The organism is Sorangium sp. So ce590, assembly GCF_051521365.1.
In the GTDB taxonomy this organism is placed as follows: domain Bacteria; phylum Myxococcota_A; class Polyangia; order Polyangiales; family Polyangiaceae; genus Sorangium.
Genome location: NZ_CP150346.1, coordinates 1,969,066 through 1,984,131 on the forward strand (window position 1 = coordinate 1,969,066; position 15,066 = coordinate 1,984,131).

Annotated in this window: 11 protein-coding genes; 5 read left to right on the forward strand and 6 right to left on the reverse strand. The window is 69.4% G+C overall.

The features are described 5' to 3' along the window. Window positions 1-103: 103 nt before the first annotated feature. Both WMF28_RS07370 and WMF28_RS07375 read left to right on the forward strand, forming a co-directional pair. Window positions 104-679: a helix-turn-helix transcriptional regulator gene (locus WMF28_RS07370; RefSeq protein WP_437601381.1), complete on the forward strand. Its 576-nt coding sequence runs from the start codon at window positions 104-106 to the stop codon at window positions 677-679. Then, window positions 658-1,461 carry an SDR family NAD(P)-dependent oxidoreductase gene (locus WMF28_RS07375; RefSeq protein ID WP_437601382.1) on the forward strand — a complete coding sequence of 268 codons (804 nt, stop codon included), beginning with the start codon at window positions 658-660 and terminating at the stop codon, window positions 1,459-1,461. Before WMF28_RS07370 ends, WMF28_RS07375 begins: the two co-directional genes overlap by 22 nt. A gap of 162 nt (window positions 1,462-1,623) precedes the next feature. Here the strand turns inward: WMF28_RS07375 and WMF28_RS07380 are convergent, their stop codons facing one another. The 6 genes from WMF28_RS07380 to WMF28_RS07405 form a co-directional block, all read right to left on the reverse strand. Beyond that, complete coding sequence (locus WMF28_RS07380; protein ID WP_437601383.1) at window positions 1,624-2,952, reverse strand: extracellular catalytic domain type 1 short-chain-length polyhydroxyalkanoate depolymerase; 1,329 nt, start codon at window positions 2,950-2,952, stop codon at window positions 1,624-1,626. 138 nt (window positions 2,953-3,090) lie between these two features. Beyond that, on the reverse strand, window positions 3,091-3,831 hold the full coding sequence (locus WMF28_RS07385) for an alpha/beta hydrolase family esterase (protein WP_437601384.1): 741 nt from the start codon (window positions 3,829-3,831) through the stop codon (window positions 3,091-3,093). A gap of 380 nt (window positions 3,832-4,211) precedes the next feature. Beyond that, the gene (locus WMF28_RS07390) at window positions 4,212-5,252 is read right to left on the reverse strand and encodes a poly(ethylene terephthalate) hydrolase family protein (protein WP_437601385.1); all 1,041 of its coding nucleotides are present in this window, start codon (window positions 5,250-5,252) and stop codon (window positions 4,212-4,214) included. A 515-nt stretch (window positions 5,253-5,767) separates the two neighbouring features. Continuing rightward, window positions 5,768-7,009, reverse strand: coding sequence for a glycoside hydrolase family 5 protein (locus WMF28_RS07395; protein WP_437601386.1), 1,242 nt, complete (start codon window positions 7,007-7,009; stop codon window positions 5,768-5,770). An 881-nt stretch (window positions 7,010-7,890) separates the two neighbouring features. Continuing rightward, the gene (locus WMF28_RS07400; RefSeq protein WP_437601387.1) at window positions 7,891-9,231 is read right to left on the reverse strand and encodes a PAS domain-containing protein; all 1,341 of its coding nucleotides are present in this window, start codon (window positions 9,229-9,231) and stop codon (window positions 7,891-7,893) included. A gap of 317 nt (window positions 9,232-9,548) precedes the next feature. Then, complete coding sequence (locus WMF28_RS07405; RefSeq protein ID WP_437601388.1) at window positions 9,549-10,004, reverse strand: GAF domain-containing protein; 456 nt, start codon at window positions 10,002-10,004, stop codon at window positions 9,549-9,551. A 168-nt stretch (window positions 10,005-10,172) separates the two neighbouring features. Here WMF28_RS07405 and ligD point away from each other — a divergent pair, with 168 nt between their 5' ends. The 3 genes from ligD to WMF28_RS07420 all read left to right on the forward strand — a co-directional run bounded on the left by ligD (window position 10,173) and on the right by WMF28_RS07420 (window position 15,041). Next, window positions 10,173-11,747 carry a non-homologous end-joining DNA ligase gene (gene ligD, locus WMF28_RS07410; protein ID WP_437601389.1) on the forward strand — a complete coding sequence of 525 codons (1,575 nt, stop codon included), beginning with the start codon at window positions 10,173-10,175 and terminating at the stop codon, window positions 11,745-11,747. 123 nt (window positions 11,748-11,870) lie between these two features. Next, on the forward strand, window positions 11,871-13,358 hold the full coding sequence (locus WMF28_RS07415) for an MDR family MFS transporter (protein ID WP_437601390.1): 1,488 nt from the start codon (window positions 11,871-11,873) through the stop codon (window positions 13,356-13,358). Between the two features lie 453 nt (window positions 13,359-13,811). Further along, complete coding sequence (locus WMF28_RS07420; RefSeq protein ID WP_437601391.1) at window positions 13,812-15,041, forward strand: arabinan endo-1,5-alpha-L-arabinosidase; 1,230 nt, start codon at window positions 13,812-13,814, stop codon at window positions 15,039-15,041. Window positions 15,042-15,066 lie beyond the last annotated feature (25 nt).

A 15,066-nucleotide genomic window follows, 5' to 3' on the forward strand; every position in this document is an offset into this window, starting at 1 on the left:
CCCGCGGCGGCCGCCACGGCCCGCGGCGTCGAGGGGTCGCGCGGCGCCCGCGCTGATAAATCACATTGCATATATGCCACGTGTGTCTTATGGTTCGGGTGTCATGTCTCTCCGCGGCGCCATCCTGGGCTTCCTCTCGCTGGAGCCGACGAGCGGCTACACGCTGAAGCAGCGGTTCGACGGGTCGGTGCGGTCGTTCTGGTCCGTGACCCAGAGCCAGATCTACCGGGAGCTGCACGCGCTGGAGCGCGAGGGGCTCGTCGACGCCACGACGATGCCCGGGGACGGCAAGCCGGACCGGAAGGTGTACTCTCTCACGGAGCCCGGCCGCGCGGCGCTCAAGGCGTGGCTCGAGGAGCCGCTCGAGCCGCTCCTGCTGCGGCACCCGCTCTTGCTCAAGCTTGTGTTCGCGGCGCAGGTGCCGCCGAAGAAGCTCGACGACCTCCTGGCGAGGTACGCCCGCGAGATCGAGGCGACGAGGGTCGATTACGAGGAGCGGCTAGAGGACGAGCGGATCTTCGCGCTCGCGCGATCGGCGCGCGAGCACGACCTGTGGCGCCTGGGCATCGAGCACGGGATCGCGTGGTGCGACGCGGAGCTCCGGTGGATCGAGCGCGCCCGCTGCGAGCTGTCGGCGGAACGAGGAGGGCAGAGGAGATGGAACCGAAAGACAAAGTGATCGTCGTGACGGGCGCTTCCCTGGGCATCGGGCTCGCGGGCGCGAGGGCGCTCGCCCGCGAGGGCGCCCGCGTGGTCCTCGCCGCGCGGTCGATGGCCAGGCTGTCGGCGGAGGCCGACAGCATCGTCCGCGGGGGAGGGAGGGCCATGGCCGTCGAGATGGACGTCACGTCCGACGCCTCGGTCGGGGCGGCGGTGGCGTCGATCCTGGAGCGGTTCGGCCGTATCGATGTCGTCATCAACAACGCTGGCAACGGCGGCAAGATGTCTCTCTGGGAGTCGACGGACGGGGCGTTCACGCGCGCGATGTTCGACGTCCACGTGTTCGGGATGGAGCGTGTCACGCGGGCAGTCCTGCCGGCGATGCTGGCGCAGGGCTCGGGCACGGTCGTGAACATCGCCTCGACGGTGGCGTGGGTCCCGATGCCGGCCGCCGCCGCGTACTCCGCGGCGAAGGCGGCGGTCGTGGCCTTCTCCGAGTCGCTGCGCGGCGAGCTCGAGGGGCGCGGCGTCCGGGTGACCGTGTTTGCCCCCCCGCACACGAGCACCGCCGCCGGCAACGACTGGCCACTTGAAGGGCCGCAGGCCTTCGCGCCCGAGTGGGTGGCAGAGCAGCTCGTCGAGACGCTCCGCCGTGACAGGCGCAGCTTCCTCGCGGGCGCATCCAACCGCAGCCTGCTCGTGCTCCAGCGGATCGCGCCCGGCCTCGCGGCCCGCATCATGAAGGACATCGGGCTTCGCGCCGGGGCGAAGAGCGCCGCCATGCTCCGCGGCGCCGCCTAAGCTCCGTGCGTCGGAAGTCCCGCCAGACTTCTCTTGCGGCGAGGCGCGATTGGATGAAAGGCTGACGATTCCGATAGATTCCGGATGATCCTCGGCCGACCCTGGCTCGAGCGTGGCCCAGCGCGGACCCGACGTCATGCCGGTAGGTTTCATCCTATGCGCTCAGCGCGGGCGGCGCCTCGGGCGACCGAGCAGCAATCCCAGCGCCGCGAGGAGGAGCCCCGCTTGGGCGCCAGAGTCTCTCGCGTCGCTGCCCAGGGCGCAGCTGCAGCCGGAGCTCGAGCTCTCTCCTCCCGTCGAGTCGCCAGTCCCCGAGCTGGCGTCTTGTCCGTTCGCCCCCCCGGACCCGGTGCCAATCGCGCCACCGCTGCCTGCGCTGCCGCCAGCGCCACTCTCCATCACCCCGCCCGCACCTCCGGCTCCGGCCGCGCCACCGGCTCCGGCCGCGCCACCCGCGCCACCGGCACCGGCCGCGCCACCCGCGCCACCGGTGTCGTCACCACCGGGAACAGCACCGGGACAAGCCGCTGTCTCTGGATCCTGACCACCGGCCTTGTCGAGGCCGAAATAGGCGGCGACGGCGGGTCCGTCGAACGGCACAGCATGCCCGACGCCGTCCATCGAGAAGGCCTCGTAGACCGTGTAGCCGCAAGAGCTCTTCCACGACTGGCGCGTGGTCCCGGTCCTCGGAGCGTCGGTCTCATCCGGGGTTTCGTTCAAACCCAGAAGGTTCGTCCACTCTTTCACGTCTTCAGCCATGTTCTTGTAGCTGAGGATCGTGTCGGCGGTGCCATGCCAATGCTGCAGGCGCGGGCGATGGCCGGTGTAACCGGGATAGTACGAACGGACGAGGTCTCCCCACTGCTGCCCGGTCTTCGTGACGTTGCCGCCCCCGCAGGGCCCGCTCCACTGGGCATTGCTCCCCGTCCCGGTGACGTCGTTGTAGCCCTCGGCCCAGCAGCCACACGGAACGCCCATCAGCGACACGCCGGCCATGAACACGTCGGGGTACACACCCAACAGCGCCTCGGTCATGATGCCGCCCGATGACCCGCCGACCGAGTACACGCGGCCCGCGTCGCCGTCGTACTTCGCGAGCGTGTATTTTACCATCTGGACGATGGCTCCCGTGTCGCCACCACCGTCGTGCTTGAGCGATCTCGTCGATCCCGCGTCCCAGCAGTTCTGCCCGGTGGCCTCCGGGAAGATCATGATGAAGCCACCGGTGTTCGCTATGGAAACCAGGCTCGACATCTCGCTGAACGTCCCAGGGCCAGTCCCCTGGCAATGATGGGGGGCGACCACGATGGGAGGCTTGGTCGCCAGCGTGTCAGGCACGTAAATGTACAAGTTGACGTAGCTGGGGAGGCCGTCCACCCCCCATTCGCTCTGGTTGACCTTTTGTAGCGATGCCCCGCGCGCAGGCAGCGCGGCGAGCAGCGCCAGCGAGAGCGATGCGAGTCCGAGGACGTGACGTTGGAATGGGTCCATCGGGCAGAGATATTACACCAGCGCCAACCTGGTACGCAAGCCATCACCGCATTGTATCGTGGGCATGGGAACGAGCGGTCGGAGCGCGATGCCCTGGTGTTTCGCTATCTCGAAAAATACTCTGTTATGAAAAATGCCCTAGAACTGGCTCAGGAAGGTCCAGACTTCCTGGGGCATCCACGACATGTTCTGCCCGGCGTCGTTCGGCGATGGAGTATGACCGCCGTCGTAATCACACCAGCGGGTGGGGTGACCCGCCGAGCAGCCCTTGTAGTCCGAGCAGGCGTGGCCACCTCTGGGCGCCTTGGCCAAGGTCTCCACCGTGCATCCATTTTGCTTGGCGAAGAAGTCGCTGTTGGAGGTCTGTCCGGCTCCGCCGCTCTCCTCCTGACCGAGCGAAGACATGAAGGCGACCGGCTGACAGCTCGCGGGCCGGGCGACGCCGCCGCCGGAGTGGACAACTGCGGCGCGATAGACGTTCGGACGCGCGCAGGCCAGCGTCCACGCCATGGCGCCGCCCTGGCTGAAGCCTTCCAGCTCGATGCGCGAGGTGTCGATGCAGAGATCGTCTGTGACCTGCTCGAGGATGTCGTCGACGAAGGTCACATCGTTGTCGGCTGACCAGAACCCGCCGTCAGCGTCGGGCGCGATGAAGATGGTGCTCCCTTCGGAGAGCGACCAGAGCCCGAAGTACGAGGGAGCAACCTGGCCGCTGTTGCCCGTGGCCCCGTGGAAGGCGAGAATGAGCCGGTACGGGTGGCTGTTGTCGTAATCGTCGGGAACGCGCAGGGTGTACTTGCGGCTCTTCCCGCCGCTCAGCACGGCGCCAGCGCCGTTCTGAAGCGTGCGTATTTTGTCGCAGCCGGCGGACTTCCTCACGTCACCTCCGTCTCCACCTCCGCTGCCGCCGGCCCCGGCGGTGCCGGCTCCGCCCGTGCCCGCGCCGCCCGTTCCGCCCGCTCCACCCGCGCCCGCTCCACCCGCGCCCGCGGTCGCTCCGCCGCTACCGGCTGCATCGCCGCTGCTCGTGCCGCCGGAAGCCGTGCCACCGCCGGAGCCGCTCGCGGAGGTTTCACCGGCGGCTGATCCGCCGGCGTTGCCGTCGTCGCTACAGCCCAGGCTGAGAGCGGCGCAGAGGCCCAAGCCGCCCCAGATCGGCCGCAGCCAGCGCGCGTGATGGTGAATGCGATCGTGGCCCACAGGGCCAACTCTGGACGACATGGGTGCTCTCCTCGGTTGACATCCGCCTCGGCGCGAGGTCATTTCCAGCCCTTGCGCTGGGGATTCACCCAGGGCGAGGTGCACATCACGCAATCATCGCCGTAGAAGTAGTGCTTCCCCCCGGTGTCGTTGTAGATCCAGTAACGGAGCCAGGCCACGATCGCTGGCCGCTGGACGCCGCCCACGTCGCGCGTGATGTATCCATGATCCGCGCCCATCACCGTCGCCAGGAACGTCTGGGTCTGGGACATGTCGTAGGTTTTTTGCTGCATCGGCAGCCCGATCGTGTCCTGCGTTCCGCTGGTCTGCAGCATGGGCCCGTGCAGGGCCGCTGTCGCGACGTGGCCGTGGATCGAGACGACGGTGGCCACGGCCTCATGACCGCCGATTTCCACGGCGGCGGTGCCGCCGACCGAGTAGCCCATGGAAACGGCATGCTTCACGTCGATCTTGCCCTGATAGACGCTGCCCGCCTCGCTGTTTTGCTCGATGATCCAGTCGAGCCCCTCCAGCATGGCCGCGCGATTGTTCGGGGCGTTGGGACCGCCCGTGAGGAGATTGGCTCCAACCACCACGAAGCCGTGAGAAGCGAAGTTCGTCAGGAGAGCCGTGTAGCTGGTCACCTGCGTATTGATCCCGGGTCCAAAGATGATCGGCGCGTGCAGGAAACCGTCCTCACCCAGGCGTTCAGGCCTGAAGATCGTGTGGTTTCCGCCGGGCCCCGAGCCCCGCTCCACGGTCGTCGCGAACGGACCCTCGGCCGAGTAATCCGTGATCGGCGGGAGCGGCGAACCACCGGCCCCGCCCGCTGCTTCGCCGCCGTCACCTGCTCCGCCTGCGCCCGCGCCTGCCCCGCCCATGCCGCCGTCGCTGATGTCGGCGCCGCCACTGCCGCTGGCAGCGCCGCCTGACCCAGCGGTTGCGCTGGTGGACGCCCCGCTGGTGGCTGACACGCCCGAGCTGCCCGCGCCGGCAGTTTGTGCCGCGTCGCCGCTACCCTCGCTGCACGCCAGCAGCGCGACGCTCGAGAGCAAGCAGAAGAAATTGAAGCGCCTGACGGCTTTCTTTTCGTTGTACACGAGGCCTCTCTGGTTACGTCACGCCAGCGCGAAACGCTCGCTTCAGGCCGACGGTGGCGAAATTGGCAGACAGGTGGTTGCCAGGCGTTCCCGCCCAGGAGTGCGCCCCGATGTCATCTCAGGCCGAGCCCGACTGCTGCTCCATTCCCCCCCCTGCGTGCGCCTCGTCTGGAGCCATGGCGCGACCGTCAAGGTCGAACGCGCATGAGGTTGCAGGGCCCGCTGCGCATGACGGCCTATCCGGGGCAAGGCAAAAAAATATCCGCGGCGCTCAATGTGAACGCTCACATTGGCGGCGTCAATCAAAAACTCACGAGCGGCGATCGCCGGCGAGCGCGAGGTCCGCGTCTGGCGGGGAACGGAGCTTGTGGCGCGGCATGACCGCGCCTCGACGTCCGGTCCAGGCCTGCTCACCCCTCTGGCGCCGCCGGCAGCCCGAGCAGCCTCCCTTTCGCCTCGTGAGCGACCCGGGCCCCCACCTCATCTCCGGGGCGACTTCCCGCAGTCGTGCCAAGCTAAGGGCCGACGGCGTCCATGACGGCCTGCCACTCCGTCGAGAATGAGCCGTCCGTGCGCTTGATCTCCGACCCCGTGTCCCACAGCACAGGAACGATGCCGCGAGACTGCGCCGCCTCCGCCACCGACTGCATCCACAGCCTCCGCGACGCCGGGTCACGGGGGTAGTTCTCGCCCGGCGTGACGGAGAACTCGCCGAGGATGATCGGGATGCTCCGCTGAGCGCTGAACGCGCCAAGCCTGTCGAACAGGCTCTTCAGCTCCGCCTTCTCGGGATCCGTGCCCCACGTCGTCTTGGGAGAGCCCCAGGTCTCCACCGTGTCGAGGCCGCAGAAGGTGTAGGGCGTGTAGTAGTGGAGCGAGAGGAAGAGGCTCTTCGTGCCGGCCGGATCGGTCGGCACCTTGAAATCGTCCACACAGGTCCTGTCGATATCCGTCACGAAGCCGGCGATGAGCAGGGCGCGGCTCGTGTTGTACCCGCCCTTCTCGCGCACGGTGGTGACGAAGAGCTGGTTCATCTCGTTCAGGGCGGCGTAGTCCGGCGTCCCCCCGTCGCGAACGCCGTTGACCCAGTAGTTTCCCTCCTCGTTCATCCCCTCGAAGATCAGCTTGTGACCGACGCCGCTGAAGGCCGTTGCGATCTGGGTCCAGTAGGACGCGAACTTGCTTTTGACGTCGTCGGTGAGCTTGTGCTTGTCGGCGTTGGCCTCGTTGTAGATCCAGCCCCCGTCCCAGTGGATGTTCACGATCGAGTACATGCCGGCGGTCTCGATCCAGCCCACCACCTCCTTGACTCGGGCCATCTTTGTAGCGTCGATCGTGCCGTTGACGGCGTAGGTGTCCCAGGCCACGGGCACGCGCACCGTCTTGATGCCATGGCTGGCCATGCCGTTGATGAACGCCTGCGTGATCAGCGGCTGGCCCCAGCCCGTCTCCCACTGGGTGGTGTTCTCCAGCGTGTTGCCGATGTTGGCTCCGATGCCCATGTCGGGGACCATGGCCGCGGCATCCACCGGCGTCGCCGAGCCGCCGGTCCCGCCGGAGCCCCCGCTTCCCCCCGTGCCGGCGCCGCCCGTGCCGGCGCCGCCCATGCCGGCCCCGCCCGTGCCGGCGCCGCCCGTACCGGCGCCGCCCATGCCAGCATCGCCCGCGCCGGCGCCGCTCGTGTTCGTGCCTCCGCTGCTGCCTCCGGCGTTCCCGCTCGTGTTGCTCTCCGAGGAGCACCCCAGTGCAACGAGCATCAGCAAGGGAGTCGTGATAGTGAACCAAGACGTGGCCGCAGAGCGGCAGATTTGAAGAAAGGCCATGAGCGACACAGTAACCCGGTCCGCCGCGGACTACAAGCTCAACCTCGGTCCGATCCTCGGCTGGATATCCTCATTCATGCCTGTCAGGAGAGCAGGCCAGATGACGCTCACCGGCCAGACGGAGGTCGCCGAGCGGATACATCAAGAACACGAGCACCTGCTCCTCGAGCTCGGCTTCGTCGCGGTAAATCCAGTCCGAACAGCGAGCGGCACAGCACGATTCCTGGCCCCGGGGACGCCGGCTCCCCTACGCGCTGCCGCATGAAGATGCCGGCACGAACTTTGACGAAGATCTGGAGAGAGGAGCCAGAAAGACTGCCATGACGTCAAGAGGGGATCGCGCTCATGTATGCGATTGGCGCATGGGTGTTGGTGGGGAGACAGAGGGTATCATTCGCCGGGGCCAGGGGTGAGACCGCACGCATTTGGGGGCGCCCTGATGTCATCCCAGCCGAGCCCGACTGCTGCTCCTCTCCCCCCGCGTGCGCCTCGTCTGGAGCCATGGCGCGACCGTCGAGGTGAACGCGCATGAGGGCGCAGGGCCCGCTGCGCATGACGACCCAGGGCAGGGCAAAAGAACGCCCGCAGCACCAAATTGTGAACGCTCACATGGGCGGCGTCAACCACAAAAAGGGCGCGCGGCGATCGCCGGCGAGCGCGAGGTCGGCGTCTGGTGGGGGACGGAGCTGGTGGCGCGGCAGGACCGCGCCTTCGCGCCTCATGCTCGCGTCACCGACCCCAGCCACGCCGACGGGTCGCGGTGCAGACCTGCCGCGCCGGCGCCGCCGGAGGAGCTCCTGCTCTTTCAGGCGGACTCAGCGCGCTTGTCGCGAGCCCCCCGTGTGGCGGAGGGCGTATGCGATGCCGCTTTGCAGCGTGCCCAGCGTGGTGATGCCGGACAGGTCCACGCCGAGCGTGACCAGCGTCTGCGCCACCTCCGGGCGAACGCCGGTGAGCACCACGCGGGTGCCGAGCAGCTGGCCGGCGTGCGCCGTCCGCGTCAGCGCGTCCGCGACGTGCGTGTCGACCGCGCGCACGCCGGTGATGTCCAGGATCGCCGTGTGGGCGCCGTGATCGCTGATGCCGGCGAGCAGCGTCTCCATGATCTGCGCTGCGCGCGCGGTGTCGATCGTCCCTACCAGCGTCATCGCCACCACCCGGTCGGCGATCGGGATGAGCGGGGTGGACAGCTCCCGGAGGGCGGCCTGCTGGGCGGCGATGATCTTCTCCTGAAGCGCGGCCCAGTCGGCCTCCGCGTGCCTCAGCGACGTGGTGTTGGTGACGACGCCGCCGAGGCCGATCGGCTCGCCTCGCCCGTCGAGGATGGGGAATTTGACCGTGGAGAAATGAATGCTCGTGTCGCGGAACCTCAGGACCTCTTCGCACTGCACCGCCTTCCGCCCGGCGAGCACATCGCGCTCTCTCGCCACGATCTCATCCATGGCCTCGGGGGCCAGGGGGCTCAACTCATGCTCCCTCTTGCCGATGATATCGACGACGTGCCTCTGATAGACCTCCGCGTGAGCGCGGTTGGCGAAGATATAGCGCCCGTCGATGTCCTTGAGGAAGATGGAGTCGCGCGAGTGGTCCACCAGCTGAAGGAGCAGCTGAAGCCGCCCGAGCAGCGTGTGCTCGCTCCACGGCGGGTCGCTGGCGTCCTCGACGATCGCCGCGATCTCACGCGCGGCGCCGCGGTCGTCGCGCAGCACACCGTGGGTCCACCGGCAGAGGCGCGCCCTCCCGTCTTTCGTCCTGCCCTCGCTCGTGACCGAGGCGAACCGGTTCGCCGCCCAGTCGAGCGTGAGCGCGCGCACGGCGTCGGGGGACACGGGATCTGCGGCCACGAGGTCCCAGAGCGTGCGACCGACGGCCTCGCCCTCGCTCCAGCCGAAGACGCGCTCGGCGCCATCGTTCCAGCGCGTCACCGTGCCATCGGGGCGCCAGTGGATCAGCGCTGGCTCCGGCGTGTGCAGCCACGCGAGCGCGGCGAGCGCGGCGTGAGCGTCCGCGCTCGCCGCGTCGCGCCGCGCTGCTCCCTCTGCCGCGGGGCCGCAGGACCCCTCCGCCAGCGCTCCCTCCAGCTCCTGGATACGCGCCTGCAGCGCCGCGATCTCTGCCCTGAGCCGCCCAGTTTCCCCTAGCCCGTCGTCTGCCATTCGCTCGTTGCTGGACTGTATGCGGAGCGCGTCCGGGGTTGCAAGGTTATCGCGCAGCTTGCGCAGCGCTGGGCAGCCTAAACGGCGTCTGGCTCACACTGCCGAGCTTCGGCCCGAGCGTCTGTCCTCGGGGCGATGGGGCGCGTACGCCGCCGGAGAGTTCGTCCACGGCGCACGAGGCGCCGCACCCGGTCCAGCAGAAGCAACGGAGACGCCTCCGCTTCTCCCGGTCACGCCTCTCTCGCTTGATCAGGCGGTCCGCTCACAGGCAAGCTCAGCCGGGAACGTCGCGCCGTCGCCCGGTGGAGAGTTCACGGTCAACGTGGCGCCATGAGCGGCGGGAGCAGATCGAGGCGGTTCATGAGCGGCCCAAGGTAGTTCCGCAGGTCGTGCGCCATCACGGTGATCAGCTCGCCCTCGACGACGAGCGGGACCGCCATGTGCGACCGGATCCCGAGCTCGAGGATCACACCGGGGACCTCGCCGGGCTCTCGGTCCGCGTGCCCGGTGATGTAGGGATCGCCGGTCGTGAAGACGCCGGCGATCGAGCCGCCGTTGGCCACGGCCTGGACGTCGAGGCCGAGCGCATGCTGGAGCCGGCCCAGGGGCGTGTTGCTCGTCCCCATGGCGCGCAGCGTCTTCCTGCTCGGCTCGAAGAGGAAGACGTCGATCTTGTCGGCGTCGAGCGCGCTGCAAAGGAGCTCACTCGCCTGGTTCAGCGATTGCCGGAGGTCGGCTGCGGGGAGCTCGAGCAGGCGCTCGAGGGTCGCCATCAGCCGACCCTCCTTCGAGGGGACTTCCGGGACTTCCATTCCGGACATGCGATGTATTTTCTCCGGCACCCGTTCGGGTTCGTGTCCCGAGGACGTGGGCGGGAGCCCGGTCCGGGCGTCCTCAGCGGCTCGGCTGCAGCAGGCGCAGCCCTCTGCTAACCCTGGCGCATGGGACTGCGCGAGTACTGGCGCAAACGCGACTTCTCCCTCACGCCCGAGCCGCGAGGACAAGAGGTCACTGCCGCGTCCGCCGATGCCGAGGAGCGGACCTTCATCCTCCAGAAGCACGCCGCCTCGCACCTGCATTACGACCTCCGCCTCGAGCTCGAGGGCGTCCTCAAGAGCTGGTCTGTGCCGAAGGGGCCGAGCCTCGATCCCGAGGTCAAGCGGCTCGCCATGCACACCGAGGATCACCCGCTCGAGTACGGCGATTTCGAGGGCATCATCCCGAGAGGACAGTACGGGGGCGGGACAGTGCTCCTGTGGGACCGGGGCACGTGGGTGCCGCTCGAGGACCCCCACAGGGGCTATCACGCCGGAAAGCTGAAGTTCGTCCTGCGGGGCGAGAAGCTCCGCGGCGGCTTCACCCTCGTGAGGACCCGCGGGCGGGACGACGACGAGGGGAGGCGCTGGCTGCTCATCAAGGAGAACGACGCGGAGGCCCGCGCCACGGAGGAGTACAGCGTCGTGGAGGCCCGGCCCGAGAGCGTGGCGAGCGGGAGGCAGCTCGACGAGATCGCCGCGGCCAGGGACCGGGTGTGGCGCTCGAACCGGGCGGAGGAGGAACACAGGACGGCGCAGGCGGCGGCAGGCGGGCGAGGGGAGGAGAGCGAGGGCGCCTCGGTCGCCGGAGTGCGCCTGTCGCACCCGGACAGGGTGCTGTATCCAGCGCAGGGGATCACGAAGCGCGAGCTCGCTCTCTATTACGAGTCGGTCGCCGACCGGATGGTGCCGCTCGTGAAGGACAGGCCGCTCACGCTGGTGCGCTGCCCGGAGGGCGCGGTGAGCGGGTGCGTCTTCGTGAAGCACGCGCGGGTGCGGGGGACGTCCGCGCTCCGGCGCGTGACGATCCAGGAGAAGACGAAGGCGGGCGAGTACCTCGTCGCGGACTCGGCCGAAGCGCTGGTGTCGCTCGCACAGATGGGGATCCTGGAGATCCACACGTGGAACTCGACGACATCGCGGCTGGAGACGCCGGATCGGGCGGTGTTCGATCTCGACCCGGATCCCTCGGTGGCATGGGAGCGCGTGATCGCGGCCGCCCTCCTGCTCAGGGAGCGCCTGGCCGAGCTCGGCCTCGAGAGCTTCGTGAAGACGACGGGCGGGAAGGGGTTCCACATCGTGGTGCCGCTCGCGCCGTCGAGCGGGTGGGACGAGTGCCTCGCGTTCACGAAGGCGCTGGCGGGGGACATCGCGCGGCGCGACCCGAAGGGGTTCACGATCGCGGTCTCGAAGGCGCAGCGGAAGGGGAAGATCTTCATCGACTACCTGCGCAACACGCGGGGCGCGACGTCGGTGGCCGCGTACTCGACGCGCGCCCGGCCGGGGGCGCCGGTGTCTGCGCCGCTCTCCTGGGAGGAGCTCGGTCCCGAGATGCGCTCGGACCGATTCACGCTCAGGAACCTGCCCGAGCGCCTGGCTGCGCTCCCGGCGGACCCGTGGGCCGGCTACGGGGAGGTCCGCCAGAAGATCACGGCCGCGATGCGGCGCGCGCTGGGGATGCAGGCGCAAGCGCGCAGGTAGGCGGGCGGGCGGGCGCCGCGCGGATCGACGCGCGCCTCCCGCGTCCTGCGCCTCGACGAGCGGGGCCGCGCGGCGTCAGGCTTGCCGCGCCGGCTCGTCCACATCACATCTTCCGCCACCTGCATGGCTTCGGAACGCAAGACCCACCGCGCCCTCACCGTCGTCGGGCTGATCCTGTCCCTCGCCATGGCCGCCCTCGAATCGACGGTGGTGGCCACCGCGATGCCCACGGTGATCGGCGATCTCGGCGGCATTCACCAGTACGCATGGGTCACCACCGCCTACCTGCTCACCTCGTCGGTGCTGGTGCCGATCTGCGGCAAGCTCTCGGACATCTACGGCCGCAAGCCGGTCATGCTCTTCGGCATCGTCGTGTTCCTGATCGGCTCGATCGCGAGCGGCGCGGCGCAGTCGATGCCGCAGCTCATCGCCTTCCGCGCCCTCCAGGGGGCCGGCGCCGGGGCCATGCAGCCGATGGCGATGACCATCTCGGGCGACATCTTCGATCTCAACGAGCGCGCGCGCATCCAGGGCGTCTTCGGGGCCGCGTGGGGGCTGTTCGGCATCACCGGTCCCATGCTCGGCGGGCTCATCGTGCACTACTTCTCCTGGCGCTGGGTCTTCTACATCAACATCCCGTTCGGCATCGCGTCCATCGCGCTCGTGGCGAGCGCGTTCCACGAGCGGATCGACAGGCGGCCTCGCGAGCTCGACTTCCTCGGCGCCGGGCTCCTGTCCGCGGGCGTGGTCGCGCTGCTCCTCGCGACGGGGAGGCTCGGCGGGGCGATGACGCTGTTCGCCTCGATCGCGGCGGTGGCGCTGTTCGCCGCGTTCCTCGCCGTCGAGCGCCGGGCCCCGGAGCCGATGCTCCCGCTGCCGCTCTTCCGGCGCCCGGTGATGCTCATCTCCAACGTGGCCGGCGCGATCCTGGGCGGCGCGATGATGGGCACGATCACGTTCGTGCCGCTCTTCGTGCAGGGGGTGCTCCGCGGCACCCCCACGGACGCCGGGAGCGCCATCGCCCCGATGCTGATCGGCTGGCCGGTCGCGAGCGCGATCGGCGGGCGGCTCATCCCCCGGGTCGGGTTCCGCCCGCTCATCCGGGTCGGCCTCGGCGTGACGGCGGCGGCGGGGCTCGCGCTCGCGATCGGCGGGGCGCACGACACGCCGCTGATGCTCCGCGCGACGACGCTGGTCTTCGGCGTGGGCATGGGGCTGTCCAACGTCGCGCTGCTCATCGCGGTGCAGAGCTGCGTCGCGTGGGAACAGCGCGGGATCGCCACGGCGAGCACGATGTTCTCCCGGCTGCTCGGCGGCGTGGTGGCGGTGGGCGTCATGGGCGGCGTGCTCTCGGCCCAGCTCGCGAAGGACCCGTCGATCCCCGCGGACGCCGCGAGCAGGCTGCTCACGGCGGAGGGGGCGCAGGAGCTCGATCCGCTGATTCTGCAGCACCTCGGGGAGGCGCTCACGTCGGGGCTCACGACGGTGTTCTGGATCATCGCGGCCATGGGCCTGATCGGCTTCGTCGTGGCGCTGTGGTTTCCCCATGTGCCCCTTCAGACGGCGGACGACAAGGCCGCTGGGCCGCCCAGCGAGGCGGGGATCGGGTGAGGCTCGAGAGGGGGCGCCAGGCCGAGCGCGGCCCCCGGCGGGGGGGGTCGTCGCGCGGGCGGCGCTCGACGAGCCGCCCGCACCGGCGACCTCCAGCGGCGCACGGCCGCGTGGAGCCGCGGCATCCTTCCTCGGTGTAAATTTACTGCTGGAGGAGATCGCGCTGGCCTCACCGTGAGAAATTCGAGCAACCCGTGATTGATCGCGGGCGCTCGGGTCCACGTGGGAAGAGAGGAAGGACGCGTTCCCCATCGCGCTCGAGGACAGGAAAGAGAGCCAGCTTCACCGTCGCTCTGGCAGAGCGCGCGGCGTCGCTGCGGGACGCTTGGTCGCGGAGGAGCACGCGAGGTGCGTGCGCTGACCTCCGAAGGCAGTACACCGACGAACGCTCCGCCAAGAGAGCTTCAGGAGTTCCAGATGCGCTTCATGCTTTGCCGGATGCGGTTACGATGGGTGTCTGCGCGCGCGTGGGGCCTGATCAGCGTCGCCGCCTCGCTCCATTGCGGCTCGGAGACTCCGGGATCGGGCTCCGGCGCAGGGGGGCAGGACAGCGGCGCCGCCGGCGCCACCACCACCACCACCACGACCGCTTCCACCACCGCGGCGAGCAGCGGCGCGGGAGGCGATGCCGGCGCGACGGCCGGCAGCGGCGGCGGGGGCGCGGGAGGGGCCGGCGGTGCAGGGGCGGCCGGCGGCGCGGGGGGGACCGGCGGCGCGGGGGGGACCGGCGGGGCCGGCGGGGCCGGCGACCGGTGCGCCGACGCGCTCCACGACCCGGCGAGCCCGCCCGAAGCGCTGCGCCTGTCCGGGAACCTGGGGACCCACGACCCGGTGGCCATCCAGGCGGGCGACAGAACCTACCTGTTCCAGACGGGGGACAGGATCCCCATGAAGATCTCCTCGAACCTCATCGACTGGGAGGATGCCGGTCGGGTGTTCGACACGAAGCCCGCTTGGCTGGAAGCCAAGGTGCAGGGCGTGAAGGATCTGTGGGCGCCCGATATCTCGCGCTTCGGGGACACCTATCATCTGTACTATTCCGCCTCCACGTTCGGCAGCAACAAGTCGTGCATCGGGCACGCGACAAAGGCGTCGCTCGACGCCAGAGAGCCCTGGACGGACCGCGGCGCCACCATCTGTTCGAACGACGGGAGGCGAGACGACTGGAACGCGATCGACCCCAACGTCGCGATCGATGAGGCGGGGACGCCGTGGCTCGCGTTCGGGAGCTTCTGGACCGGCATCAAGATGGTGAAGCTCACCTCGTCGGGGGAGCGGGCCGACGCGGAGGTGCACGCCCTCGCCTCGCGCCCCGACGCCGGAGGGGCGATCGAGGCGCCGTTCATCGTCCGGCGCTGCGGCTTCTATTACCTGTTCGTCTCGTTCGACAGCTGCTGCCGCGGGACCGACAGCACGTACAAGATGGCCGTGGGGCGTTCGACGCGTATCACCGGCCCGTACGTGGACAAGGAGGGCAGAGAGATGATGTCCGGCGGCGGCACCCTCCTCGTGGAAGGCGGCACCCGGTGGCGAGGGCCCGGGCACAACGCCGTCCTGTTCGCCGACGATCGGGCCTACAACCTCTATCACGCCTACGATGCCCAAGCGAACGGCGCCCCCACGCTGCGGATCTCGGAGCTCGTGTGGGACAGCGACGGTTGGCCGCGCTCCGGAGGGCCCTGACGTGCGATCCGAGCGAGGCCGAGCG

Coding starts and splice junctions, on each gene's coding strand:
- WMF28_RS07370 (WP_437601381.1), top strand. CDS start 104: ATGTCTCTCCGCGGCGCCATCCTGGGCTTCCTCTCGCTGGAGCCGACG.
- WMF28_RS07375 (WP_437601382.1), top strand. CDS start 658: ATGGAACCGAAAGACAAAGTGATCGTCGTGACGGGCGCTTCCCTGGGC.
- WMF28_RS07380 (WP_437601383.1), bottom strand. CDS start 2,952: ATGGACCCATTCCAACGTCACGTCCTCGGACTCGCATCGCTCTCGCTG.
- WMF28_RS07395 (WP_437601386.1), bottom strand. CDS start 7,009: ATGCTCGTTGCACTGGGGTGCTCCTCGGAGAGCAACACGAGCGGGAAC.
- WMF28_RS07400 (WP_437601387.1), bottom strand. CDS start 9,231: ATGGCAGACGACGGGCTAGGGGAAACTGGGCGGCTCAGGGCAGAGATC.
- WMF28_RS07405 (WP_437601388.1), bottom strand. CDS start 10,004: ATGGCGACCCTCGAGCGCCTGCTCGAGCTCCCCGCAGCCGACCTCCGG.
- ligD (WP_437601389.1), top strand. CDS start 10,173: ATGGGACTGCGCGAGTACTGGCGCAAACGCGACTTCTCCCTCACGCCC.
- WMF28_RS07415 (WP_437601390.1), top strand. CDS start 11,871: ATGGCTTCGGAACGCAAGACCCACCGCGCCCTCACCGTCGTCGGGCTG.